Here is a 22,081-nt window from a genome sequence, read left to right as displayed (position 1 = left end):
TCCCCGCTCGCCCGGTGGCCCGGCCGGGACGGAGGTAGGTTGGGGCCATGGGCGAGGCGATCGTGCACGTCAACGGTGTGGATCTCTGCACCGAGACCTTCGGCGCCCCGGGCGAGCCACCGATCCTGCTGGTCAGCGGCATGGCGGCGAGCATGGACTGGTGGGACACCGACCTCTGCCGGCGGCTCGCCCTGGGCGGGCGACATGTCATCCGGTACGACCTTCGGGACACCGGCCGCTCGGTCACCTATCCGCCCGGCGCCCCCGGTTACACCGGTGATGACCTGATCGACGACGCGGTCGGGCTGATCGACCTCCTCGCCGGCGGCCGCGCCCACATCGTCGGCATCTCGATGGGCGGCGCCATCGCGCAGCACGTGGCGATCGACCATCCGGAGCGGGTCGCGACGCTGACTCTGGTATCCACGAGCACCGGCCCCGACGACGACCTGCCGCGGATGGAGGAGCGCATCGAGGCCGCGTTCGCCGACCCGGCGCCCGAGCCGGACTGGTCAGACCCGGAGGCGGTGGTCGACCATTTGGTCGAGGGGCAGCGCCTCTTCGCCGGCCCGGACGCGTTCGACGAGGCGTATGTGCGCGGCATCGTGCGCCAAGCCGTCGCGCGCACCATCGACATGGAGTCGACCGCCAAAAACCATGCGGTGGTGAAGGGGAGCGGCGCGACCCGCCACCGGCTCGGCGAGGTGACCGCGCCGACGCTGGTGATCCACGGTGGCGCCGACCCGTTCTTCCCGCCCGGCCACGCGGTGATGCTCGCCCGCGAGATCAACCGCGCCCAGTTGCTGATGCTCGACGGCGTGGGTCACGAGCCGCTGCCACCATCCACATGGGACATCGTGGTGCCCGCCCTCCTCGGCCACACCGCTACTCCCACAGGCTGACCGATCGCTCGAAGATGCCGGCCAGGTCCTTCTCCGTGACCGGCAGCGGCGCGGTGGTCAGCAGCCGCTGCTGCTTGAGCGCCCCGGCGACCAGCGTGTCGATGTCGCCCTCGCCGTAGCCGACCGCGCCGATCCCGTTGGGGATCCCGATGTCGCGCATCAGCGCGGTGAGCGTGGCCGGCAGGTCCTCGCCGCCGAGCAGGCGCGCCGCGCGACGGTGACGCTCCGGATCGGACGGATGGGTGAACCGGAACGCCTCGGGCGCCGTGAGCGCGACCGCCATGCCGTGCGGCACCAGCGGCTCGCCCTCGGGATAGCCCGAGGGGTGGTAGTCGTGTACGCCGCCGGCGATCGGGTAGGCGTTGGCGTGCGGGATGTGTACTCCCGCGTTGCCGAAACCCATGCCGGCGAACGTCGCGGCCATCGCCATGTCGGTGCGGGCCGCCAGGTCGTCGCCGTGCGCGACGGCGGTGCAGAGTGAGCGGGCGAGGAGCGAGAGCGCCTTCTCCGCCCACATGTCGGCGACCGGGTTCGCGCCGCAGTACGGCACGCGCTGGTGCGGCTCCTTCGCGTCGTACGCCGTGTAGGGCTTGGCGGTGTAGCTTTCTAGCGCGTGGCAGAGAATGTCCATGCCGCTCGCCGCGGTGACCTCCGGCGGCTGGGTCACGGTCAGGAGCGGGTCGACGACGGCCAGCGTCGGGCGCAGGCGCGCGTGGCTGATCCCGGTCTTGAGCTTCAGTGACAGCACATCGAGTACGCAGACGGTCGTGCTCTCCGCGCCCGTGCCCGTCGTGGTCGGCACCGCCACGAGTGGCTTGAGCGGCCGCTCAGGGGCACGCCCGGCGCCGACCGGAGGATTGAGGTATTCCATCAGGTCACCAGGGTTGGTGGTGAGCAGGTTGACCACCTTCGCCGTGTCGATGCACGACCCGCCGCCCACCGCCACGAACGCGTCCCACGGCCCGCCGGCGTGCGCCGCCTCGACCGCCTGCCGCATGGAGGCGTCGGTCGGCTCCACGTGTACGCCCGCGAAGACCTCCGCCTCGACGCCGAACCGCCGCATCGCCTCCGCGACCCGCTGTGGCGCGCCGACCGCGGACACGCCCGCGTCGGTGATGACGAGCACGCGCCGGGCGCCGAGCTGACTCAGGTCGTAGCCGATCTCGTCGGCCGCGCCCGCGCCGAACTTCAACTGCGGCGCGGCGTACGTGAAGACGGTCTCCCGGGTCATGTCTTCTCCACAGTGGACTCGATGAGCCGCAGTGCGGCGCGGATGCGGTCGGGCACCGGCACCGGCCGGCGCGACTCCCGATCGACGTAGACATGCACGAAGCGGCCCACGGCGGCGGGCGCGTCGGCGCGCGGGCCGAAAAGCGCCAGCCGGTAGACCACACTGGAGTTGCCCAGCCGCTCGAGCCGCAGGCCGGCCGTCACCACATCCGGAAAGCGCAGCTCGGCGAAGTAGCGGCACTGCGTCTCCACCACCAGCCCGATCGCGGGGAGGCGGCGGATGTCGGTGCCGGCCGCGTCGATGAGCCAGCCGTTGACCGCGGTGTCGAACATCGCGTAGTGGACCGCGTTGTTGACGTGGCCGTAGACGTCGTCATCGGACCACCGTGTGGGCAGCTCGCGCAGCACCGGGAAATCGTCGCGCCGCAGCGCTCTCGGGTCACCGTCGATGGGATCCACGCGAGTAGCGTGCCACACGCGGGAAGAACCCAGCCGAAAAGGCTGTTGCACGAGCGGAGATCGCCGCTTACCGTTATCACAGTAAGCTTCACGACTGACCAGCAGTTTCACGACTGACCAGCAGAGGAGTCACCGACATGTCCTGGCACACCACTACCGCACCGCAGCGGCTATCGCTGTGCGGTCTCGTGGGCATGCCCTATGTCGGCTGGCCCATTGATCGATCCGCCAACGAAAAGTCGGCCCTGGTGGGCAGGCGGCGACGGTAGCGCACACACAGCGCTCACGCCGCCCACCCACGCCGGGATCGGGCGGCTTTTTCGTTGCACAGCAAGGCATTTCCCATAGGGGTGTAGCTCAGTTCGGCCAGAGCGGCGGTCTCCAAAACCGTAGGTCGCAGGTTCGAATCCTGTCACCCCTGCTTTGCCCTGGGCAATTGCTCAGAATGGCACCGCGATTTGAAAACTCCACAGTGGATGGCATGACACAAGAAATGGCGCCCGGCAGGTGCGGTATCGCGCTGCCTGCCGTGCGATCGGGAGCGACCGGCTCGGTGACCGGGCCTGATTTGGGATCAGGAAACGCGGGGTTCGACTCCCCGGTTCCCGACTGTGTCACACCGACCTGTCCCGACGGCGAAAGGAGGATCCGGTGGACGTCCTGGTTGTCAACGCCGACCTTGGCCCGCTCCACCGGGTCAGTCTGCGCCACGCCGTACGCATGCTCGTTCGTCGTGTCGCGGAGGTGCACGAGGCCCAGCCCGACCGGGTGATCGGCATCTACCCGGTGCCAACGGTCGTGCGCCTCGTGCGGTACGTCGTGACGAAGTGGCGGTACACGGCGGGGCCGGCCTGGTCCCGCTCGGGCGTACTGGTCCGCGACGGCCACCGCTGCGCCTACTGCGGCGGGTCCGCCACGACCGTCGACCACGTCCTGCCCCGCTCCCGTGGCGGCCGGAACACGTGGCTCAACACCATCGCGGCCTGTGAAGGCTGCAACCAGCGCAAGGGCGACCGCACCCCCGCCGAGGCGGGCATGCTGCCGCGCTTCGAGCCGGTGACCCCGACGTGGGCCTCGCTCGCGCGCTGATGACGCGGCCGGCGTACACGGGGCGCCGGCCGCCCACGCCCTCGTGGCCCAAATGGCAGAGGCACCGTCCCGAGATGGCGGTTGGTGCGCGTTCGAATCGCGCCGAGGGCACGGAGGTCGGCCAGGGGTGAGTGCTGGTGCACAGCGTTGCCTTGCAAGCTCCGCGTGCGCGGTTCGACTCCGCGTCACTCCACGCATGCCCGGGTAGCCCAACGGAAGAGGCCGCCGGCTCAGAACCGGTGTGTTGCGGGTTCGACTCCTGCTCCGGGTACAGGTACGACCGCCGCCCGCGTACGGCGGTCGCGCACCATGCTGGCGTAGCTCAGTGGTGAGAGCGCTGGATTGTCAATCCAGAGGCCGAGGGTTCGATTCCCTCCGTCGGCGCGGTGGGCGCGCGTCGCCCGCATGCTCCATCCCGTCGTGGCCCGCGTGGTAAGGGCGTCGCTCTGATAAGGCGAAGGTAGGTGGTTCGACTCCACCCGGCGGGACTGCGCCCACGTGGTCCAACGGATGAAGACGCAGGTCTACGAAACCTGAGATCGGGGTTCGACTCCCTGCGTGGGCACGCGCACACCGCCGGTGTGAGCAGTCTCGGAGAGGCCAGCCGATTGGTGCCGGCGCCCGTCTCGAAAACGGTGTAGGGCTTCGCCCGTGTGGGTTCGACTCCCACCCTCTCCGCCACGCGCCGCTAGCTGAGTGGCTTAGCACCGGACTCTTAATCCGGGGAGCAAGGTTCGATCCCTTGGCGGCGTACTGCGAGGTGGGGAAGCTCGGCCGTTCCCGCGGGTCTCATAAGCCCGAGATCGCCGGTTCGAATCCGGCCCTCGCTCCCGTCCCGGTAGCTCAGTGGGAGAGCGCCGTCTCGACACGGCGGATGTCGGAGGTTCGAGTCCTCCTCGGGGCACGCGTCGCGCGTTCGGTTATGGGTAGGCTCCCGTCCTTTCACGTCGGGGAAGCGGGTTCGAGTCCCGCACGCGCGATCGGTCGGACGTCGCTCAACACGGTAGGGCCCGCGGCTGTTAACCGCGTGATCCCGGTTCGAATCCGGGCGTCCGAGCGCATCGACAAGCCCGTGTAGCTCAACGGAAGAGCACCGCTCTTACAAAGCGGGGGCCGGGGGTTCGACACCCTCCGCGGGCACGGTGGCTGTGGTGTACCGGTGGTGCACGCCAGATTGTGGCTCTGGAAGGCGCGGGTTCGACTCCCCGCAGCTACCCCAAGCAGGCGCTCATGCGGTGTGAGGCGCTGCCTGTAAAGCAGTAGCCCGTGGGTTCGACTCCTGCCGCCTGCACCATGCCCTTGTAGCGCAGCGGAAGCGCGCGGCCCTCCGAAGGCCGAGGTCGCTGGTTCGAATCCAGCCGGGGGCGCGCACGGTCGAATGCCCGAGTGGTCAGGGAGCCGCCTGCAAAGCGGCACACGCCGGTTCGACTCCGGCTTCGGCCTCGGATGCCATCCACTGTGGAACGCCGTGAGCGCGGGCTGGCTGCTCGGCCATCCCTCATAAGGACGGTGCGCCCGGATCGACACCGGGGCTCACCACGCTCGACGTCTCCTTCACTCAGCGTGACGGCAAGGTGTCTGTGCGCGGTGGCCGAACTGTGCGGGGGTGCCGTCCGTGCGGGCGGCACTCCAGTCTCCTGGTCGGGGTGGCGGGATTTGAACCCACGGCCCCTCGCTCCCAAAGCGAGTGCGCTACCAAGCTGCGCCACACCCCGTGCGCCCAGAAGTCTATGCGGTCGCCTATTCGTTTTGTGCGACGCCCCGCGCCGAGGCGCACAACGCGCAGGACGCGCGGGTCGCATGCCCGCGCGCGCCGGACCGCCCGGACCCAGTACGCTGGTGTCGCGCACCGGCCTGGTCGGGGCGCACGCGGGCGTAGCTCAATGGCAGAGCTTCAGTCTTCCAAACTGACGGTGCGGGTTCGATTCCCGTCGCCCGCTCTGGAGTTTCAGCAGCTCAACGGCCTGATCAACGATCAGTCGGATCTACCGATTTAGATGTTCGGGGCTGATTGTTGGGGTTTTGTAGGGGATCTTGCTAGCTGGCCCTCTTGATCTTCCTGTTCTGCGCTCTGGGCACCATCGCGGCAGTCGCTTCGGCGGCCCTCTTGCCGACGGTACCGATCAGGTGTCCGTAGGTCGACCGGATGAGCGCCGGCGAGGTGTGTCCGACTCGCATCGCGATGACCGTCTCGGAGACGCCGGCTTCGAGCTGGAGCGAGATGTTCATGTGCCGGAGGCCGTGGAGCTTGAGGTGCGAGAGCCCCGCTTCTTTGACCAGTCGGATGAAGCGGGTGTAGGTCAGGCCCGGGTCGAGCGGTCGTCCGTCCTCGCTGGTGAAGACCAGGTCGCCGTGCTCGTCGATCGGCTCGGCGTACGCCGGACCCCAGCGGAGCCGCTCCTCGCGTTGTGTCTTGCGCCACTTCCTGAGCACCTCGACCGAGACGGCGTCCAGGTCGACGACGCGGTCCTCGCCGGCGCGGGTCTTGGGCTTGGTGCGGTAGCGGCGCTTCTTGCCCTCCCGCTCGGCGCGCCGGGCGGCGCGGTAGCTCTTCTCGGTGATCTGCCAGGCGACGACGATGCGGCCTGCGTCGAGGTCGACGTCGTCCCAGGAGATACCGCACAGCTCCCCGCGGCGCATGCCAGCGAATGCTGCCAGGTGGTAGAGCGGGTAGAGCCGCTGCCCCTCGATCGCGTCCAGGAACGTGCCTAGCTGGTCAGCGGTCCAGACCTTCGCCTTGGGTACGACCGCCTTGGGTAGCTCGGCGTCTGGTGCCGGGTTGCGGGTGATAAGGCCGGCGCGGGTCGCGCTCCTGAGTGCTCCGGACAGCGTGTTGTGGATCCGCCGCATCGTGAGCGGACCGAGCGGGCGTGGGACGCGGACGAGGCGTGGCACTCGTGGCCGGCCGGAGTGCTTGACGCGGTTCTTGGCGTCGGCCTCCGCACGGCGCTCGTCGTTGATCGCCTTGGCGCGCTTGATCTCCTCATCCCGGTCTCTGCGCATCGCGTCGTAGGCGGCCGTGATGTGCGCTGCCCTCAGGTCGACGAGCTTCATGTGACCGAGGCGGGGGATGAGGAAGCGGTTGATGCTGTCCTCGTAGTCCTCCGCTGTACCTTCCCGTAGCTCGCCCCGCTCGATGCGGGCCGCGAGCCAGTTGGGCAGCCACTCGCCGAGCGTGAGCTTCGGGTCGAGGGAGCGGTTGCCTGCCTTGAACTCGCGCAGCACCTCCGCCCGGGCGTCGACTGCTTCGCGGGCGGTCTCGAAGCCACCCTTGACGTCGCGCTGGCGCGTGCCGTCCGGGCCCGGTGGCAGCTCGATCTCGTACTGCCAGCGGTGCTGGGTGCACTTGTCCGGGCCACACTTGGCGGTGCAGCGCTGATACACGCCGGGGATCTTGCGTCCCCGGTACACGTAGGGCCGGTTCATTCCTTCTCCTTCCTTGGTGTGCTCGGCAGCAGGCCGAGGTTCTTTGCGCGACGGGACCAGTTCTTGAGCTGGCCGTCGGTGACGTCGCCGACGCCTTGGACCTGGAGTTGCTCGGCGACGTACCGCCACGGCTTGCGGGCTGGCATGCCGCCCTTGGCCTTGGCCTCGCGATAGAGGGCGGCGACCTCAGCGATGAAGTCGTCGCCCCGCGCGGCTGGTCGCCCTGGGCCGGTCACCCTTGGCGGGGCCGTCGCTCGTGGTGCGGTCCAGGTGTTGGCTGGTCGGGATCGCTCGATGAGATCGCCGATGCGCAGGGAACGGAGCACCGCCGCGGTGAGAGTGCCCCCAGGCTTGTCCGTTGACGCGCGAAGCTCCAAGCCGATTGGGCGTGCGGCCCCGCCGGTCGTCTTCCAGTGCACCGTAACTCGCCACTCGTGCCCGTGGGGGTCCGTGTGCATTTGGGTCACCGCAGCCAATGCCGCTCCCTCCATGCAATCGCCTCAGATCAATATAGCGTAAGTACTGACAGAAGTGGAGCGTTTTATGGAATGGTGTCCGATGTGTCGCTGACGCCGAGGGCGACGAGCACGGAAGCGCGGGTGACGCGGAGGTAGCGGCCGAGGCGGAGCACCGGGACGGGAAAGCGCCCCTGCTTCGCGAGGCGGTACGACTCGTCCCGGCCGACGCCGAAGGCCCGTCCCGCGGTCGGGACGTCCACAGTGACCGGCCACGCCCGGATCTCGTCCGGCGTCGGCACACGCGTACTCATCACGATTCCTCCCCGTTCTACGGCTGTCTCCTTTGCCGCAGCGTGCGCCGTTGGGGTAGGCGAAGGCGTTGCCCCTAGCGTCGGCGGGACGCGAGTGCCTAGCACAAAGGGGTTGGCGGAGGTGTTGCCGGAAGCGCTACGGGTAGCGGGCTACGGGTAGCGGGCTACGGGTAGCGTCCCGCCGTCCCGTTGCCGGTTTGGCGTGTGTCCCGTTGCGGTGAGTGGCTGGGCTGAGCGTCTCGGCAGGCGGAACCCTCTGGAAGTCCGCAGCTTCCGCTTCCTTCCGCTTGAGGTTCCCTTCCGCTTCCGCTTCCGCCTGGACGGCGGAAGCAGAAGCTCTGTGCCTGCTGACGACTCAGCCCGTGCGGCGCTTGCCGTAGCTGAGGATGACGCTTCGCATGGATCCCATGCCATACCGGTCCTCGTCGCTGGACATGGCGCCGATCTCATCCAGGATGGGGTCGACGTCGATGCCGGCTTGGCGGGCACGGTCGCACAGATCCTGCAGCGTCAGGATCTCGTCGCGGGTGTCCGGGCCTTGGTCGCGGGCGGATAGGTGCAGCAGGTGGGCGCGGAACTCAGCCGCGGTGTCCCAGTCGCGGGGCAGGTGAGCGGCCCACCGGAACGACGTGTACCGGTCGAACAGCTGCCGGACCGCCGCGCGCATGGTCTTGTCGCCAGCGGCGTAGACCTCGATGATCGTGCGGAGGATCGCCTCGGCTTGGTCGTCCACGGCAAGTTGCGCCAAGTCCGCCTGGATGGTGGCGCCCATGTTTTCGAAGGCGTCGGGATCGATGATGTCCATGGGCTTGGTGGCCACCGGACGGTAGATGGCGTCCAGGCGGGCGACCTCGCGCTCGATCTCGGCCATGTCCACGGCTCCTTCGTAGCGCACCAGCGCCGTGGCCCGCCGGCAGCAGGGCGCGGAGCAAGTTGGTGCCTTCGGCATCCCTTTCGGGGTGTGACCGGGCGCGGTCACTGTTCGGCCTGCGGCGTGGTGGAGGGCTAGGGGTTATGGCAACGCTTCCGCTAACACCTCCGCTGGACCGTGTCGGGCATGGCAGGTGGCACGAAGGGGCGCACAGCTCGCCGGTATCGGGCACGCGGCCCGACGGCGCGAGAAGGGCGTATCACGCCGAGGTTCAGCGACGAGGAGCTGACCGCGGTCCGGGCTGCCGCAGAGGCGGCGCAGATGACGGTGGCCGGCTTCTGCGCGTCCGCCACGCTCGCGGTGGCGCGACGGCAGCCCGGCCAGGCGGCGCCGGCTGGTAGCGGGGCTGGGATGGAGGAGTTGGCGGAGCTGCAGCGGGAGTTGTTCGCCGCCCGTACCGCGGTCAACCGTGCCGGCGTGAACGTGAATCAGGCGGCGGCGCAGCTCAATAGCACCGGGCAGCCGCCGGTGTGGTTGGAGCATGCGGTCAACCGGGTGACCCGTGCCGTGATGGAGGTCGACGCGGTGGTGGCCCTGATCCACCGCAGGCTGGCGTGATCCCCGCCGTCCACCCGCGCGGCAGCAACGTCGGTGGGCTGCTGCGCTACCTGTTCGGGCCGGGCAAGCGGGAGGAGCACTTGCACCCGCGGGTGGTGGCCGCGTGGGACGGCGCCGACCCGCTCCCGAACCTGCAACCGCCGCGTCTACCCGGCGGTGGCCCTGACGTGCGTCGGTTGACGCAGCTGCTGGAGCAACCGGTGCGGATCGGGTTCCGGCCGCCGGCCAAGACGGTGTGGCACTGCTCGATCCGCACCCATCCCACCGACCGCACCCTCTCCGATGGGCAGTGGGCGCACATCGCGGCCGAGGTCATCGCCGCTGTCGAGCTCGCACCACACGGCGACCTGGACGCGGTGCGGTGGCTGGCGGTGCGGCACAACGACGACCACGTCCACCTCGTCGCCACCCTGGTCCGGCAGGACCGGCGCACAGCTTGGCCGTGGCAGGACAAGCGGAAGGCCCAGGCCGCCTGCCGGGACCTGGAGGAACGCTACGGCGTGTACCGCGTCGCGGTGGCCGGACCGGGCGCGCGGCGGTGGCCAGGCGCGGCCGAGCTGAACAAGGCCGCGCGCCTTGCCGGCGGTTCGAAGCGTACAGCCGGCACTCACCGCGTGGTGGCACCGCGCGAGCAGCTACGCCGGCAGGTGCGCGAGACGGCCGCCATCGCCGCAGACGAACACGAGTTCTTCGCTCGCCTCACCGCAGCCGGCGCGCAGGTGAGGCTACGGCGCAGCTCCCGCGACGCGGACGAGGTGACTGGGTATGCGGTCGGGCTACCGGGACACCGCACGGCGACCGGGGAGGTCGTGTGGTACGGCGGAGGTCGCCTCGCGGCCGACTTGACCCTGCCACAACTGCGGTCCCGATGGACCGGGACACCCCCACCAATGGGCGGGAACGCGGCCCGGATCGCCGCGGCCGCCAGCTTCCCGCTCAACGTGTCCAGGCGCGCGGCCGAGACGGTCCGGGACGCTACTACCGTGATCGCAGCGTCGCCCAGTCCCGCCGTGGCATCCGCCATCGCCTACGCCGCCGCCGACCTGCTGACCGCCACCGCGCAGGCTTGGGAAGGCCGCAGCGGTGGCCCACTGACCGAGGCAGCCGAATGGCTCGATAGGGCCGCTCACGAACTACGCGGCCGCATCTCAGCCCGTCGGGTCTCGCAGGCAGGACACCTGCGCGCCATGGCGCGGCTCGTCGCGAAGACGAGCACGGCGTCCCGGGACGAAGACGCGACGGCCGCGACGCAGCTGGTCTACACACTCGCCGCGTTCGCGGAAAATCTCGCCGACTTGTGCGAGGCGGTTGATCGGTTGCAACAGACGCGGGCCGCTCGCGAAGCAGCCGGCCGCCTTCGCGCTTATGTCCCGCAATCCGGGCTTACCGGAGCGCGCGTAGCAGGTACACGGCATGCCTGGCATCGGGAGCCGGAACGGTCGTCCAGACAGCAGCGCGGTCAGCACCGATAGGAATGAACCGGCAAGGCCACTCGGTGAAGCGGCTGTGCTCACTCGAATCTCGTTCGTCGGACGCCGCGGGTCGCATTCTTCGGCATCGGGCACTGCCGTATCCTCCGAAGCGCGCCGCGAAACAAACGCGGCGGCATAGCTGAAACAAATCCGGCCCCTGGTCATTGAGCAATGCTAACGGACGTGCCCTGCGCTATCGGTCGCCTGACGGCTCGTCTCCTAACCGCCCGAGGGTTCAGTTCGATCCCGGCCGATCCGGCGATCTATCCACCTGCTTAGCCTCCCAGTGTTGTTCTCTGCAGCTACATACTCGCCGGACGGAAGTACGGCGCATAAGCAGTCGATTGTTATCAGTTTCATTTCTTTCCCGTGCATCGCTACTAGCCGCGTTGCGATAAGGCGCCGACACAGATCCTCCGGCGCCACTTTTTGCGCGCGCAACCATTCCAAAAGCTTCGGATCATCTACCTTGACGGTGCCGCCGGCGCAGAGTCTTTGTAGGACGACGAACTCCTCCAGCGAGACAAAAGCTGGGCTCCAAGCCTCGGTCGTAGGTAACGACTGAAGGTCATCCTCGGAGGGATCAACAAACGAAAGATGCCAACCGTACCGTTCCCCCGTCGCCAAGATCAGCGTACGCGGGACCTCAAGATCGAGGTCCTCTCTCCAAAGATGCGGCAACCCGAAGAGTTGATCAAGTCGCGTCCAGACCAACTCCAGAAGGATCAGCATCGGGTTGACCGGTGTTGAAACATAGAAGGGCCATTGACCACCAATGAGCGGAGCCGAGTAGGGCCTTCCGTTCATCTTTACAATCGAGTTACTGCCCGAGATGATGAGTTGTGGGAGGGAGCTAGGACTGAAGCCGCGGACGCCGACGTTCGCGCGAAGGATGTCTACAAGAGCCTTGCGAAAAGCCAACTCACTCTTGAATCCGTGGTAGCCAAGCATGATGCGCACGATTGACTGCTGCTCGCTCACTAAGGTGTGGAAGATCATTTGATCTTCGGCAGAAAGAGCCTCAAGTCCGCCATACGATGGCGCGATCAAGCCTGTTGTCTGAGAAAAGGCCCTTTGAGCTGAAGTTATATCGACGGTATCGTTCGGTGCTTCCGTCGCCCACACGCTTCTATACCTATTCTCCAGCTCCCAGACGGACCTAAGCAAGTCGAGCGCTTCTACGATCTGGGCGCTATGCAAGGTCTTTTTGACTTCGATAACAGCAATGACGTCCTTTACGTGCCAAACGAACGCATTCGTGTAGGGAATCGGGTCTCCTTTGCCGCGAACGACCATGCAGTCCAATTGGCGCGATAGGTTTCCGCTACCATCATGAGCAAAGCCGGTAACGACGTCCAGCTCGATACCTTCGGGGATTGCTCGACCTAAGAGCTCAGCAGAAAGCCCTTCGTACATATCGCCAATCGTTGGCGCATGTTTGACCTCCACTGCGTCTAGCTGCGGAAGTACCTCCCGAGTGATGCCCGAAAGCAGTTCGGCCACGGTTCGTATCACGGTGTATTCTCCCTTGTATTCAGCAACAACCTCAGGCAGGTGACGCCGCCGGTTGCTCGGGACGAGGAAGCCATGCAGTGGCCCGCCCGAATGCTCGTTCAAGTGCCAGCCCTGCAGCTACGGCCGTCGAGGCGACAGAAAGTCGGTTGCCGCAAGTTGATGTCGCCGCAGTGCAGTCGAGCACGCTGCATCCCGCCGCGACCTCACAAGTACGGTTGGGTGGCTTATTCCTTAAACTATTCGAAGAGCGCTTCGCAGCCGTCCAACCTTGGGCCATGTCCATTGTGCGATGCCGTCGTTGGCGAGCCGGCCAGCGACGATACCTGGATGGATACCGATTCGTTCGGCGAATGCGACTACATCGGCAGCCGTCGAGAGATTCTGAAGGTCAGGTTCGAATTCGGCAGGTATCAGTGTGGTTCGGGCGAAGTGGTTGGCTTCGGCCTCGACCGCGTCGTCCTCGCTGCCGTCGTTGATGAACGTCTCTTTTTTTGAGTGGTGGAGGATGTGGGCGGCCTCGTGGAAGAATGCGAACCAGAAGCTGTCTGAGCGCTTGTATCGGTCGCTAACCTGAATAATTGCCTTTGTCGAGCTGGCCCATTGTGCCGCTCCGCTCGCTCGACATTTGCCAACCTCCGGCACGTAAACCACCGCGACTCCGGTCGACGCGCAGAGCACCCGTAGCTGCTCCCCGAAATCGACCTGCCGAGTGAGCGATCGGGCCGCGCGAACTACCTTGCGGAACGCCGCCGCATCGAATGGGCTGCATTGGACGTCTAGTGCTTGCATCTGACCCGCCCGCAACCACGCGGCGACGGCGCCTGGCTCGCTGCGGAATGCACGTGTGCGTTTGAACGATGCGACGGGCTGCAGCCAAATCCGCTCCCAAGCGCGCCGATCGGCGACGCCGAAGAAGTTTAGCAGCGCCTCGAAGGTGGCTCCCTCATCCCGGTCCTTGGGGAGCAGGCCCTTGGCACGAAGTGCGGTGATCGGCAACTGGTTGAGCCAGGCGCGGTCCTCTGGGGCCAACTCCCGTTGTGCTTGTCGGGCGAGAGCGTCGCGGTACGCCGCTTCCAAGGCGTTCCAGATCTTCGCAGGCATGCCCGTGATCCGTTCGAAGGCGAGCGCCGTGTCGTGGGTGATCGGGGCGGTGCCGTGGATGATCTGGTTGACGTGTTTGGGCGACAGGTTCGCACGATCGGCTAGATCGGCCTGGGACATGCCGATCTCTGCGAGCTTATCGCGCAGTGTCTCACCCGGCGCGATCGCATAGTCGGGGTGGAACCCGGCATCAACTCGCCCGGTCACGCTGCCTTCTTCCGTGCGGCTGAGATCGACACGATCTGGATCTCCACTACTGAGGCGCCGCCGGCTTCGGTGGCGACTGGATTTCCGTTGTCGTCGACTGCAACCAGTCTGATCATGATGCCCTCTCCGAATGTCACATCGTAGGTGCCTGGTTCCTGGGCACCGGACAGCTGCGCGTACGGCAGCAGCGCGAGGTCGGCCACGCGCGCGGCCGCCGCGATCTGCAGCAGGCGCCGGGCAACCGACGTCCACAGGTCACCCCACCTGGCACGCAACCGGGCTGAGGAGTTGCACTCGCGTGCCAGCCGACCGTCCACGAAACTCACGTCCACCGGTTTTCCTATACCTCAGAGGTAAAGCTGCTACGATGCACCTCGCAGGTTCAGCATACTCGCCGCGACTCCGGGCGAGCGGTACCGACGCGTGTCGGCGCCTTCAGCACGTGAAGGAGACAACGGGCACCATGGCACCACGCACTGTTGCGAGGGCGTTCGACGAGTTCGACGAGAACCTCAACCTCGATCCGCAGGAGCGCCGCAAGGCGCAAACTCGCCACCAGGAGATCACGGACTGCCTCACCGATGCCGGCATCGCAGCCAGCACCTTCCTGCAGGGCAGCTTCGCCCGCAAGACGATGCGCAAGCCGCTCAAGGACGTGGATATGGTCATCCTCCTGGCAGAGGTGCACCGGCCGGCCTGGGGCGGCGACGGCGTCGGCGGGCCCGCTGCGGCCATGTCCGCGATCCAGATCGCGGTCACGGCTAGATTCCCCGGGGCAAGGTTCGACGGCGAGGACACCCCGGCGCATGCCCTGCAGGTCTCTTTTCCGGACTGCACATTCACCTTCGACCTGGTGCCGGCGTTCGCCGACCCGGACGGCGGCGAGGACATCTTCATCGCCGACCGAGAGCAGGACCAGTGGGAATGGTCCAACACCCGTACGCTCAACCGCGTCATATCCCAGCGCAACCAGGCCACCCTCGGTGTGTTCGTCCACCAGGTCCGAATGGGCAAGGAGTACAAGGCCAACGAGCCACTGCTCGACGAGCTGTGCGGACTTGCAGTCGAGTCGCTCACATACGCGGTGATCTTCAAGAAGATGCCCCACGATCGGGCACTGCTCGCCCTTTTCGCGCACGCGGCCACCGCGGTGCTCGGCAAGGTGCTCGACCCTACCGGCGTCGACGACCTCGCCGCGGAATGGACCCCGGCACAACGGGCCACCTACAGCCAGGCCTTCAACCGAGCCGCCGCCCGCGCCCGGGAGGCGGTCGCACTCGCTGCCGACGGCGAGCACGCCGCGGCCATCGACATCTGGCACAGCCTGCTCGGTGAGTCGTTCCCCGAGCCAGCAGCGCAGACGAGCTCTCAGGCCCTGGCCGGCCTCGTCGGCGGGAGCATCACGTCCACCGGCCGCGCGGTCACCTCGCAGCGCGCGGCGCAGCCAAACCGGCCCGGACGGTCATGGGGTTCCCGGTAAGCCACGCCCTCGCGGACCCCGGGGCCGCAGCCGAGCACCTCCTCCGCCACGCCGCTGTGTACGGCGTGGTGGAGGCCGCCGGCCGCGCTCTCCGCAACGGCGCCGCCGTCATCGAGTTGACCCTGCGCCCGCTGCCCGCACTCGCCGCCGACGGATACCCCGACGAGAACGTACGGATCGTGCTACTGCCTGACGGCCGGGTCCATGCTTATCCGCGCAACGGCGGCAGCCGGCGGTACAAGCACCGCAACCCACTACCCCGCCGCGACCTATGCCTTCAATACGACCGCGACGACCCCGCCCTGCGGTGGCTACCAGCCGACGGACTTGAGGCGCTCGTCACCCTCATCCACCGGCATCTAATCTTTGAGGAGGCCTGGCGGCGCACTGGACAGTGGCCGTGTGAAGACGCACCCCACGGCCCAGCCGGCGACACACCCCACCCGTTGACAACAGCGCGAATGCGCAGAGAGGCGGCCAGGTGGGCCCGATCACACTCGTGACCGCGGCGGCCGCCGCGCCGGAGGGCAGCAACACCACCCTTACGGTCGTGACCCTTCTGCTCGGTTCCACTCTCCTGGCCGGCCTGTTCACCACCGCACTGGGCAACGCTCGCGCCGTAGCCGCCGCACGCCGGGACCGCTACGCCCAAGTCGTCCGCACGCTCGTCGCCTGGGCCGAGTACCCGTACCGGATCCGCCGGCGCACGGACGACGAGCCGCAGACACTAGCCGCGCTAGCCGAGCGGGGACACGCGCTCCAGGAGCAGATAGCCGAATCACGCGCCTGGGTCGCTGGAGAGAGCAGTGCACTCAGCGCCGTCCTCGATGGTTGCCTCGCCGATCTCGCGCGTCTCGTCGGCCCCGCATGCAGCGACGCCTGGCGCCACCCTCCAATCGCCGCACCAGCCGACATGGTCCTAGGCTCCTTCGGCCCTCGGGGCATACCTGAGATCATCACCAGAATGGAGCACGCCGTCCGCTACCGATTCGGCATCCGTCGGCTCATGTGGCGCGGGTGGATCCTTCGGCGACTCCGAACTCGCGGATGCCTCGCCAGTCATCAGCAGCCAGGCGCCGCTACCCGGCCGTTGCCAGAGGTCCCCGACCAGCGATCGTCGGAGGCCCTGGAGACTCCGACCAGTCCGCCTCAGTGACCGTTTCAGATTGAACGATGCTTTCCGGCTCTGACGACCCCAAGACAGGGGCCGCCGGGTGGTATGGCGCCTGTGAATCCTACACAGACCCGGAAGTGCACCTGCGAGGTCGTAGATGGTGATGCGAGAGCTGGTGGCCGTTGCGCAGGACGGTTCACTTGCCGCCCACCCGGGCCGTCCGCAGGCGGAGTGGGTGGGCGGCAGGCGAGCTTCATCCGCTGTGGCTGTCCGAGTCACGGCCAGCGGATACCGGGTCGTGGGTTCCGGTGGCGTGGGTGAGGCCGGCGAGGAAGGCGCGGTAGTCGCCGAACAGCAGCTCGGCCAGATCCTCACACTGGCTCGGGTCGATCGTGATGGCGTGCTTGTCGGCGTAGGCGGCGATCCGCTGCGCGCCGACCGTTACGGCGGTCCGGGACGCCTCGACGTCGAAGGGAATCATCTGCATCAGGGGCTCCAATCTGTTGTCTTGTTCAGGCGGCTGGTGCGTTGGTGCTGCCGGCGTCGATCTCGTCGGCGATCGTGTCGATCAGAGCGAACGACTCGGCCGGGCTCAGCGCGACCTCGCGGAGCTTGTCGAACGTGGCGCTGTACCGCTTGGCTGCGGTGGCTTCGAGGATCAGACGACCGTCGAGGTGGTGCACGAGTGCGACCGGCGGATAGGGCCTCTGCATCGCGCATACGGTGAACGCGCCGTCGAGTCCGGCATGCCAGCCGACGCGGGTAGGTAGGATCCGAATCTTGACGTGCGGCCGCTGCTCGGCCAGTCGGTTCAGGTGTTGCAACTGCTGCGCCAGCACTATCCGTCCACCGACCGGGCGGTGTAGCACTGACTCTTCCAACAGGATCTCCAGACGGGTGGGCGGCTTCTTGTCGTCCAGGGCCTGCTGCCGCTCCAGTTGCCGGCGCACGAGCTTGTCGACCCACAGCGGCTGTTGCACGGTGTGGCTGATGAGCGCTTCGGCGTAGTCGCGCGTCTGCACCTCCTCCGGTACCACCAGGTCGGCGTAGACGCACAACTCCGCAGCCCGGTCCTGCACCCACCAGTCGTCGATGACCGTCTCGTCGCCAGTGGGCTCGTACTGGTTGGTGGTGGGTTCCCACTGATTGATCCGCCAAGCGTTCTGTGCGAGCTCCATCAACCCGGCACGCGTCGGGTCGTCGTACACCCCGTACACATCCAGCAGGGCGGTCACGTGGTCGCGGCGGAACGGCCACTCGGCTCGCTCGTAGCGGGCGAGCGTGGAGAATTCCACGCCGAGGTACGTGGCGATGTACTTCAAGGTCAGTCCGCGGCCCTCCCGCAGCTCTCGCATGCGGCTGCCCAGAAACTGGGACCGAACCGATGGCTCGAAGTGTTTTCGCTCGGTCGGCATTGTGCGACACCTTTCCCTTCAACTCATCGACGTGCTGTCGTTTCCGCGACCAGGTCGCCAATCAGCCGGGCCGACTCCGCGGCCGGTAACGCCGCATCCCAGAGCTGGTCGAACGCCCTCGCGTACCACTCTGTGGTCCGGCCGTCATGCACGGCGACGCTGTGGGCGTGCGGACGGCACGCGACCGCCGGGACAAACGACTGCGCCAGGTCGAATACCGTGAACGTGCCGTCCATGCCCGGCACATAGCTGGCTGACGTGGGCAGCACTCGGACCTGCACCGACCCGTGTTCTCCGCCCTTCGACAGTTGCTCCAGCTGGGCTCGCCATGTGTCCTCGGTCGCTCCGACAGGACGGTGCAGCGCTGCCTCGGCGATCACCGCCCGCACGTCGACCAGCGGCCGCCGATCGAACACCCCACGCTGCCGGCGGCTGGACGCCCGTGTCCGCCAGACCAGTTCCTGCTCGGACGCGTGCGGGCCGTGCTTCCGGCGGACTACCGCTTCGGCGTATCCAGGCGTACGCAAGAGGTCAGGCACCAGCGCTGCGCCGTAGCAGCGGATCTGTTCCGCCACCGACTCCAGCCACAGACTGTCCAACGTCGACACGTCGAGTTCAGGAGCGTCGAAGTCGCCCTCCCACAAAGGCAACCGAAACGCATCCCTCGCCAACCCGACCAGGAAGTCGCGCTCGCCGTGCTCATGTACGCCGTACAGGTCGAGCAGCGTGACAACCTCGCCGCGATGCGACCTCCACTCGCCGTGCTCGAGCAACCTCACCAGGTTGTAGTCCACGCCCAGATAGGCGGAGACGTATCGCAGCGTCAAACCGCGATCCTCGCGCAGCGCCCGCAGCCGATCGCCCAACAAGCAGGCCCGCAACGACGGCGCTCGCTGCTCTTTCTTGTTCGGCACCGTCACCTCCAACTCCGGTCGGGGCACACCCGCCGGGAAACGACGGGCAACAGTTCGGTGATCCGCGGTGTGGTTCTGGTTTGGGCGGGAGCGTCGGCGCCCGTGGGGAGGGCCGCGTTCGCCGGCGATCCCGCCCGGCACTCATCGCCGCAGCCTGACGGCGGGTACGGCGGTGAGGTCATGGCGTCCATTCACGCCGTCGTGGTGTACCCGTCGCTAGACCGTTGGGGCGGACATGCACCGTGTCCGCATCGGACCGCCAGGGGGTGCCGCGGCGCGGTGGCCGCCGCCTGGGTTGTGATCAGATGGGAGGGTGGGGCGTGATCGAGGCGAGGAGGCGGTGTGACACCAATGCCGACCGCTGAGCAGGTGGCTGAGGCTGGGACCTCGTATGACTGGCTTGCATCGGCCGACGGTGCCCTGCACTGGGTGGAGTCTTCGCCGCAGCTCGGTCGTGCGGTCGTGATGAGCTGGCGCCCGGGGTCACCCTCCGGTGTCCGCCGTGCTGAGCGCGATGACGCGAGCGTCGGCAGCAGGCTGCACGCCTACGGCGGAATGCCCTACGCCCTCCTGCCCTCCGGGACGGCCGAGGTGGACGCCTCGACCGCGCAGATTACCGGCGACACGGTCCGGACCGACACCAAGCACGACTACGGCGACCTGGCCAGATTCGCTGAGGAGCTGTTGTGCGTGCGGGAAGACCACCGTGGCGACGAACTCGTGGCGATCGACGTCGCGACGATGGGGTCGCGCGTGCTGCGGTCGACGGGCGGATTCCTCGCCTCACCCAGGGGCCGGGCGGGCCGACTGGCCTGGGTGCACTGGGACCGGGAGGTGATGCCGTGGGACTCCTGCGAGGTGTGGGCCGCTGACTACCGGCCAGGTGGCCAGCTCGGCGAGCCCATGCGCGTAGCCGGCGGGCCAGGCGAGTCGGCGTTCCAGCCGACGTGGGCCGAGGACGGCGCGCTGTACTTCATGTCCGACCGCTCGGGCTGGTGGAACCTGTACCGGTGGCACCACGGACGCACCCAGCCGGTCGCGCCGATGGAGGCGGAGTGTGCGGCGGCGCCGTGGGAGTCCGGGTACGCCAACTACGCGCTGCTGCCTGGCGGTCGTATCGGCATGACCGTCCAGCATGGACCGCAGCATGGCCTGGTGGTCGTGGAGCTCAACGGCGAGGTTAGGCCGGTCGAGGTGCCGTACACCTTCATCAAGCCGTTTCTGGCTGCGGTGGGCGACCGTATCGCGTTGATCGGTGCGTCTCCGACCCGGTCCCAGGAGATCGTGCTCGTCGCCACGGACGGCTCCAACGAGCTGGACGTGATCAGACCGGGAACGTGGGCGATCGACGAGCACGCGTCGGTGTCGGTGCCGGAGGTACTACGCGTTGGCTCCACCGGCGGTGAGGTGACAGCGCTGCTCTATCCACCGGCGAGCGGGCTTGCTCCGGCGCCGTTGATCGTTCGGGCGCATTCGGGTCCGACGTACGGCGTTGACTATCGGCTGGACTGGGAGGTGCAGTTCTTCACGGCGCGCGGGTTCGCGGTCGCCGATGTTGACTACCGAGGCAGCACCGGATACGGGCGCGCGTTTCGGCAGGCGTTGGATGGCAGGTGGGGAACCGTCGATGTGGAGGACTGCCGTAACGCCGCGCTGCATCTGATCGCTACCGGCCGGGCGAGGGCTGGAGCGGTGTTCATTTCTGGCGCCAGCGCTGGCGGCTACGCCGCACTCCGCGCTGTGTGCGAGGACGGGCCGTTCTCCCTCGCCGTGGCCCGGTCGGCGATCGTGGACCCGAACCGGTGGACCGTGACCGCGCCGCGTTTCCAACGACCGCACGCGGCGGCGCTGACGCACCCCAAGGCGAAAGTCGTGCCGCAGGAGATCCGTCGGCCGGTGCTGCTCATCCACGGCGACAGCGACGACATCGCTCCGATCGATGACGTGATCGCGCTGGCCGGCGGGCTGGCGAACGGCCGGCTGCTGAGGTTGGACGGCGTCGGCCACTACCTGTCTGGCGCGGCCCTCACGGTGGCATTGGAGGCCGAGCTCGACGCATACATGGCTGTGCTCAACGATTCTGCTGGGTGACGACCGTCGGCAGCCGCGTGTGCACGTAGTCGGCCAGGTCTCGTACCTCTGGCAGGTCGGAGTGGGGTTGGAGTTCGGCCATCATGAGGCCGATGCGGTGCGCGCTGCGGAACGAGGCGACGCCGGCGGCGTGGTCGACGGCTTGGCGGCCGATGGCGCATGCGTGTTCGATCTGGCGGGCGCGGGCCAGCGACGCCGCGTGCAGCGCGGTGTCGATCGCGAGGCGGCGGGCACGGCTGGGTTCGAGGAGTGTGACGGCTTGAGCGGCTTCGCGTTGGGCGAGCTCGTGCAGGCCGAGGTCGAAGAAACAGTGTGCCTTCTCGTCGGCCAGGTCGGCTTCGCCGAAGTACCGGATCCAGGCCGGCTCCTCTTCGGGCTTGCCACGCGCCAGGTCCGCCTCGACCTGGAGGAGGGCCGCGGCGCAGGCGGCTTCGTCGCCGCGCCGGGCGTGCGCGCGGGCGAGGACGGCGCGGAAGGCGGCCCGTACTGCCGGTGTGGCTTGGTGCTCGGTGCCGCGCAGCGCGGCGGCGGCGAGCCGGGCGGCCTGTGCGGGGTCGCCGCAGTGCAGGGCGAGATGGGCCAGGCTGACCGCGATGAGGTAACCGCCGTACAAACGGTCGCCGGCGGCGGTCACGACCTCCAGGGCGCGAAGGTAGTGGCGTTGAGCGCGGCCGTCGGCGCCGAGGTCGACGGCTTCATAGCCAGCGAGTTCCAGGAAGCCGGCCGCAACCGCTGGCGCCCGGGCGACCAACGTGTCGAGGTCGTTGTCGAGGACCGCGGCCACGGCCGGATAGGCATGACCGGCGCCGTAGACGTGGTCGGCGCCGCGCAGCTGGTCGAGCTTCTCGGCCGCCGCAGTTGCGACCTCATCGTCACCACGCTGGCGGCGCGCGTCATGCGTGGAGGCGAGCAACCAGTCCAGCACTGGCCGGTCGGTCGCCTCGGACCGGAACGTTGTCGCCAGGCCGGCCGTGTCGCGCGACAGGCGAAGACGGCGCTCGCGTTCGAGCATCGGCCATAGCCGTCGCAGCGCCCCGCTCGCCGCGAGCGCGTCATCGCAGCGGCTGACCAACTCCTCCGTGGGCATTCGTTCGGCAGCTTCGATCTTGCGGATGAGGTCTTTGTGGGCGAAGACCAACTTGCCGAGGTCGGCCTGGGACATGCGGAGAGCCTGACGCAGCCTGCGTAGCTCCGCGCCGAAGAAGTGCAGCGCCGAGCGGGTCGGCTCCAATTCCTTCGGGATCTGCCCCATCGTCACCGCTGTCCAGACTCGGCCGTATTACGGCCCGTGAATGTTGATTGTCAATCAAATCCCGGACGCCCGGCAATGCCGCGGACCTCGATGCGGACAGGGCGAATGTCCGCATGCGACCCCTGCCCGCGAGCGGGGTCTGTTGGGTGTCCTCGA

General features: G+C 67.8%; 19 protein-coding genes and 21 tRNA genes. 26 read left to right on the top strand and 14 right to left on the bottom strand.

The genetic code is table 11. The features are described from left to right. The first annotated feature begins 47 nt into the window (after positions 1–47). Positions 48–902, top strand: a complete 855-nt coding sequence (locus ACFFIA_RS24680; protein ID WP_377254199.1) for an alpha/beta fold hydrolase — start codon at positions 48–50, stop codon at positions 900–902. On the opposite strand, the gene ACFFIA_RS24675 is transcribed toward ACFFIA_RS24680, so the two are convergent. Then, positions 886–2,133, bottom strand: coding sequence for a hydroxyacid-oxoacid transhydrogenase (locus ACFFIA_RS24675; protein ID WP_377254196.1), 1,248 nt, complete (start codon positions 2,131–2,133; stop codon positions 886–888). The genes ACFFIA_RS24680 and ACFFIA_RS24675 overlap by 17 nt on opposite strands. Next, positions 2,130–2,591, bottom strand: a complete 462-nt coding sequence (locus tag ACFFIA_RS24670; RefSeq protein ID WP_377254193.1) for an acyl-CoA thioesterase — start codon at positions 2,589–2,591, stop codon at positions 2,130–2,132. Before ACFFIA_RS24670 ends, ACFFIA_RS24675 begins: the two co-directional genes overlap by 4 nt. Before the next feature lie 346 nt (positions 2,592–2,937). On the opposite strand from ACFFIA_RS24670, the gene ACFFIA_RS24665 reads away from it, so the two are divergent. The 20 genes from ACFFIA_RS24665 to ACFFIA_RS24570 all read left to right on the top strand — a co-directional run bounded on the left by ACFFIA_RS24665 (position 2,938) and on the right by ACFFIA_RS24570 (position 5,123). Further along, positions 2,938–3,012, top strand: a tRNA-Trp gene (locus tag ACFFIA_RS24665). A gap of 115 nt (positions 3,013–3,127) precedes the next feature. Then, a tRNA-Pro gene (locus tag ACFFIA_RS24660) sits at positions 3,128–3,200 on the top strand. 42 nt (positions 3,201–3,242) lie between these two features. Beyond that, entirely contained in the window at positions 3,243–3,680 is a 438-nt protein-coding gene (locus ACFFIA_RS24655) for an HNH endonuclease (protein ID WP_377254190.1), read from the top strand. Positions 3,681–3,717: 37 nt separating this feature from the next. After that, positions 3,718–3,791, top strand: a tRNA-Leu gene (locus tag ACFFIA_RS24650). 13 nt (positions 3,792–3,804) lie between these two features. Continuing rightward, positions 3,805–3,873: transfer RNA gene (locus tag ACFFIA_RS24645), tRNA-OTHER, on the top strand. 5 nt (positions 3,874–3,878) lie between these two features. Continuing rightward, positions 3,879–3,951: transfer RNA gene (locus ACFFIA_RS24640), tRNA-Leu, on the top strand. A 40-nt stretch (positions 3,952–3,991) separates the two neighbouring features. Further along, a tRNA-Asp gene (locus ACFFIA_RS24635) sits at positions 3,992–4,064 on the top strand. A gap of 30 nt (positions 4,065–4,094) precedes the next feature. Beyond that, positions 4,095–4,168 (top strand) — tRNA-Ile (locus ACFFIA_RS24630). 4 nt (positions 4,169–4,172) lie between these two features. Further along, a tRNA-Arg gene (locus ACFFIA_RS24625) sits at positions 4,173–4,245 on the top strand. 28 nt (positions 4,246–4,273) lie between these two features. Beyond that, positions 4,274–4,361, top strand: a tRNA-Ser gene (locus ACFFIA_RS24620). Between the two features lies 1 nt (position 4,362). Next, positions 4,363–4,433, top strand: a tRNA-Lys gene (locus tag ACFFIA_RS24615). 1 nt (position 4,434) lies between these two features. Beyond that, positions 4,435–4,510: transfer RNA gene (locus tag ACFFIA_RS24610), tRNA-Met, on the top strand. Positions 4,511–4,512: 2 nt separating this feature from the next. Beyond that, positions 4,513–4,584, top strand: a tRNA-Val gene (locus ACFFIA_RS24605). A 5-nt stretch (positions 4,585–4,589) separates the two neighbouring features. Further along, positions 4,590–4,660: transfer RNA gene (locus ACFFIA_RS24600), tRNA-Glu, on the top strand. 4 nt (positions 4,661–4,664) lie between these two features. After that, positions 4,665–4,737: transfer RNA gene (locus ACFFIA_RS24595), tRNA-Asn, on the top strand. A gap of 11 nt (positions 4,738–4,748) precedes the next feature. Beyond that, a tRNA-Val gene (locus ACFFIA_RS24590) sits at positions 4,749–4,820 on the top strand. 2 nt (positions 4,821–4,822) lie between these two features. Then, positions 4,823–4,899: transfer RNA gene (locus ACFFIA_RS24585), tRNA-His, on the top strand. Position 4,900: 1 nt separating this feature from the next. Next, positions 4,901–4,974, top strand: a tRNA-Tyr gene (locus ACFFIA_RS24580). 1 nt (position 4,975) lies between these two features. After that, positions 4,976–5,047 (top strand) — tRNA-Arg (locus ACFFIA_RS24575). Between the two features lie 5 nt (positions 5,048–5,052). Then, positions 5,053–5,123, top strand: a tRNA-Cys gene (locus ACFFIA_RS24570). Positions 5,124–5,318: 195 nt separating this feature from the next. On the opposite strand, the gene ACFFIA_RS24565 is transcribed toward ACFFIA_RS24570, so the two are convergent. Beyond that, positions 5,319–5,395 (bottom strand) — tRNA-Pro (locus tag ACFFIA_RS24565). A gap of 154 nt (positions 5,396–5,549) precedes the next feature. On the opposite strand from ACFFIA_RS24565, the gene ACFFIA_RS24560 reads away from it, so the two are divergent. Further along, positions 5,550–5,620, top strand: a tRNA-Gly gene (locus ACFFIA_RS24560). A gap of 97 nt (positions 5,621–5,717) precedes the next feature. Here ACFFIA_RS24560 and ACFFIA_RS24555 read toward each other — a convergent pair. The 4 genes from ACFFIA_RS24555 to ACFFIA_RS24540 all read right to left on the bottom strand — a co-directional run bounded on the left by ACFFIA_RS24555 (position 5,718) and on the right by ACFFIA_RS24540 (position 8,746). Further along, positions 5,718–7,106, bottom strand: coding sequence for a tyrosine-type recombinase/integrase (locus tag ACFFIA_RS24555; protein ID WP_377254188.1), 1,389 nt, complete (start codon positions 7,104–7,106; stop codon positions 5,718–5,720). Further along, positions 7,103–7,432: a hypothetical protein gene (locus ACFFIA_RS24550; RefSeq protein WP_377254186.1), complete on the bottom strand. Its 330-nt coding sequence runs from the start codon at positions 7,430–7,432 to the stop codon at positions 7,103–7,105. The genes ACFFIA_RS24555 and ACFFIA_RS24550 overlap by 4 nt, the downstream gene beginning before the upstream one ends. A gap of 215 nt (positions 7,433–7,647) precedes the next feature. Then, the gene (locus ACFFIA_RS24545) at positions 7,648–7,875 is read right to left on the bottom strand and encodes a DNA-binding protein (RefSeq protein WP_377254184.1); all 228 of its coding nucleotides are present in this window, start codon (positions 7,873–7,875) and stop codon (positions 7,648–7,650) included. Between the two features lie 355 nt (positions 7,876–8,230). Further along, positions 8,231–8,746, bottom strand: a complete 516-nt coding sequence (locus ACFFIA_RS24540; protein ID WP_377254182.1) for a hypothetical protein — start codon at positions 8,744–8,746, stop codon at positions 8,231–8,233. Positions 8,747–8,932: 186 nt separating this feature from the next. On the opposite strand from ACFFIA_RS24540, the gene ACFFIA_RS24535 reads away from it, so the two are divergent. Both ACFFIA_RS24535 and ACFFIA_RS24530 read left to right on the top strand, forming a co-directional pair. Further along, entirely contained in the window at positions 8,933–9,364 is a 432-nt protein-coding gene (locus ACFFIA_RS24535) for a hypothetical protein (protein ID WP_377254180.1), read from the top strand. Then, positions 9,361–10,836 (top strand): relaxase/mobilization nuclease domain-containing protein, encoded by a 1,476-nt coding sequence (locus ACFFIA_RS24530; RefSeq protein WP_377254178.1) that lies wholly within the window; start codon positions 9,361–9,363, stop codon positions 10,834–10,836. Before ACFFIA_RS24535 ends, ACFFIA_RS24530 begins: the two co-directional genes overlap by 4 nt. 219 nt (positions 10,837–11,055) lie before the next feature. Here ACFFIA_RS24530 and ACFFIA_RS24525 read toward each other — a convergent pair whose 3' ends face one another. The 3 genes from ACFFIA_RS24525 to ACFFIA_RS24515 form a co-directional block, all read right to left on the bottom strand. Further along, positions 11,056–12,453 (bottom strand): DUF6602 domain-containing protein, encoded by a 1,398-nt coding sequence (locus tag ACFFIA_RS24525; protein ID WP_377254176.1) that lies wholly within the window; start codon positions 12,451–12,453, stop codon positions 11,056–11,058. A gap of 129 nt (positions 12,454–12,582) precedes the next feature. Further along, positions 12,583–13,659 carry an ImmA/IrrE family metallo-endopeptidase gene (locus ACFFIA_RS24520; protein ID WP_377254174.1) on the bottom strand — a complete coding sequence of 359 codons (1,077 nt, stop codon included), beginning with the start codon at positions 13,657–13,659 and terminating at the stop codon, positions 12,583–12,585. Next, entirely contained in the window at positions 13,656–13,991 is a 336-nt protein-coding gene (locus ACFFIA_RS24515) for a hypothetical protein (protein ID WP_377254172.1), read from the bottom strand. The genes ACFFIA_RS24520 and ACFFIA_RS24515 overlap by 4 nt, the downstream gene beginning before the upstream one ends. A 131-nt stretch (positions 13,992–14,122) precedes the next feature. Here ACFFIA_RS24515 and ACFFIA_RS24510 point away from each other — a divergent pair, with 131 nt between their 5' ends. Then, positions 14,123–15,139, top strand: coding sequence for an SMODS domain-containing nucleotidyltransferase (locus ACFFIA_RS24510; protein WP_377254170.1), 1,017 nt, complete (start codon positions 14,123–14,125; stop codon positions 15,137–15,139). A gap of 1,367 nt (positions 15,140–16,506) precedes the next feature. Here the strand turns inward: ACFFIA_RS24510 and ACFFIA_RS24505 are convergent. Genes ACFFIA_RS24505 through ACFFIA_RS24495 form a run of 3 tightly spaced genes read right to left on the bottom strand, consistent with a single transcriptional unit; the run spans position 16,507 to position 18,588 of the window. Next, complete coding sequence (locus tag ACFFIA_RS24505) at positions 16,507–16,740, bottom strand: hypothetical protein (protein ID WP_377254168.1); 234 nt, start codon at positions 16,738–16,740, stop codon at positions 16,507–16,509. 25 nt (positions 16,741–16,765) lie between these two features. Further along, the gene (locus ACFFIA_RS24500) at positions 16,766–17,668 is read right to left on the bottom strand and encodes a helix-turn-helix domain-containing protein (protein WP_377254166.1); all 903 of its coding nucleotides are present in this window, start codon (positions 17,666–17,668) and stop codon (positions 16,766–16,768) included. 23 nt (positions 17,669–17,691) lie between these two features. Further along, positions 17,692–18,588 carry a Scr1 family TA system antitoxin-like transcriptional regulator gene (locus ACFFIA_RS24495; protein WP_377254164.1) on the bottom strand — a complete coding sequence of 299 codons (897 nt, stop codon included), beginning with the start codon at positions 18,586–18,588 and terminating at the stop codon, positions 17,692–17,694. A 423-nt stretch (positions 18,589–19,011) separates the two neighbouring features. Between ACFFIA_RS24495 and ACFFIA_RS24490 the strand changes: the two genes are divergently transcribed. Beyond that, complete coding sequence (locus ACFFIA_RS24490) at positions 19,012–20,673, top strand: S9 family peptidase (protein WP_377254162.1); 1,662 nt, start codon at positions 19,012–19,014, stop codon at positions 20,671–20,673. On the opposite strand, the gene ACFFIA_RS24485 is transcribed toward ACFFIA_RS24490, so the two are convergent. Next, positions 20,654–21,925, bottom strand: coding sequence for a helix-turn-helix domain-containing protein (locus tag ACFFIA_RS24485; RefSeq protein ID WP_377254483.1), 1,272 nt, complete (start codon positions 21,923–21,925; stop codon positions 20,654–20,656). The genes ACFFIA_RS24490 and ACFFIA_RS24485 overlap by 20 nt on opposite strands. Positions 21,926–22,081 lie beyond the last annotated feature (156 nt).

It is taken from the genome of Phytohabitans kaempferiae (genome assembly GCF_042433955.1).
GTDB classification, from domain to species: Bacteria; Actinomycetota; Actinomycetes; order Mycobacteriales; family Micromonosporaceae; genus Phytohabitans; species Phytohabitans kaempferiae.
Note: the sequence above shows the minus strand (reverse complement) of the source record. Positions and strands in the feature narration are given on the sequence as shown.

Bases quoted from the DNA above. Each gene is read 5' to 3' on its own strand.
- ACFFIA_RS24680 (WP_377254199.1), top strand. From the start codon at position 48: ATGGGCGAGGCGATCGTGCACGTCAACGGTGTGGATCTCTGCACCGAG.
- ACFFIA_RS24675 (WP_377254196.1), bottom strand. From the start codon at position 2,133: ATGACCCGGGAGACCGTCTTCACGTACGCCGCGCCGCAGTTGAAGTTC.
- ACFFIA_RS24555 (WP_377254188.1), bottom strand. From the start codon at position 7,106: ATGAACCGGCCCTACGTGTACCGGGGACGCAAGATCCCCGGCGTGTAT.
- ACFFIA_RS24545 (WP_377254184.1), bottom strand. From the start codon at position 7,875: ATGAGTACGCGTGTGCCGACGCCGGACGAGATCCGGGCGTGGCCGGTC.
- ACFFIA_RS24540 (WP_377254182.1), bottom strand. From the start codon at position 8,746: ATGGCCGAGATCGAGCGCGAGGTCGCCCGCCTGGACGCCATCTACCGT.
- ACFFIA_RS24535 (WP_377254180.1), top strand. From the start codon at position 8,933: ATGGCAGGTGGCACGAAGGGGCGCACAGCTCGCCGGTATCGGGCACGC.
- ACFFIA_RS24510 (WP_377254170.1), top strand. From the start codon at position 14,123: ATGGCACCACGCACTGTTGCGAGGGCGTTCGACGAGTTCGACGAGAAC.
- ACFFIA_RS24505 (WP_377254168.1), bottom strand. From the start codon at position 16,740: ATGCAGATGATTCCCTTCGACGTCGAGGCGTCCCGGACCGCCGTAACG.
- ACFFIA_RS24500 (WP_377254166.1), bottom strand. From the start codon at position 17,668: ATGCCGACCGAGCGAAAACACTTCGAGCCATCGGTTCGGTCCCAGTTT.
- ACFFIA_RS24485 (WP_377254483.1), bottom strand. From the start codon at position 21,925: ATGGGGCAGATCCCGAAGGAATTGGAGCCGACCCGCTCGGCGCTGCAC.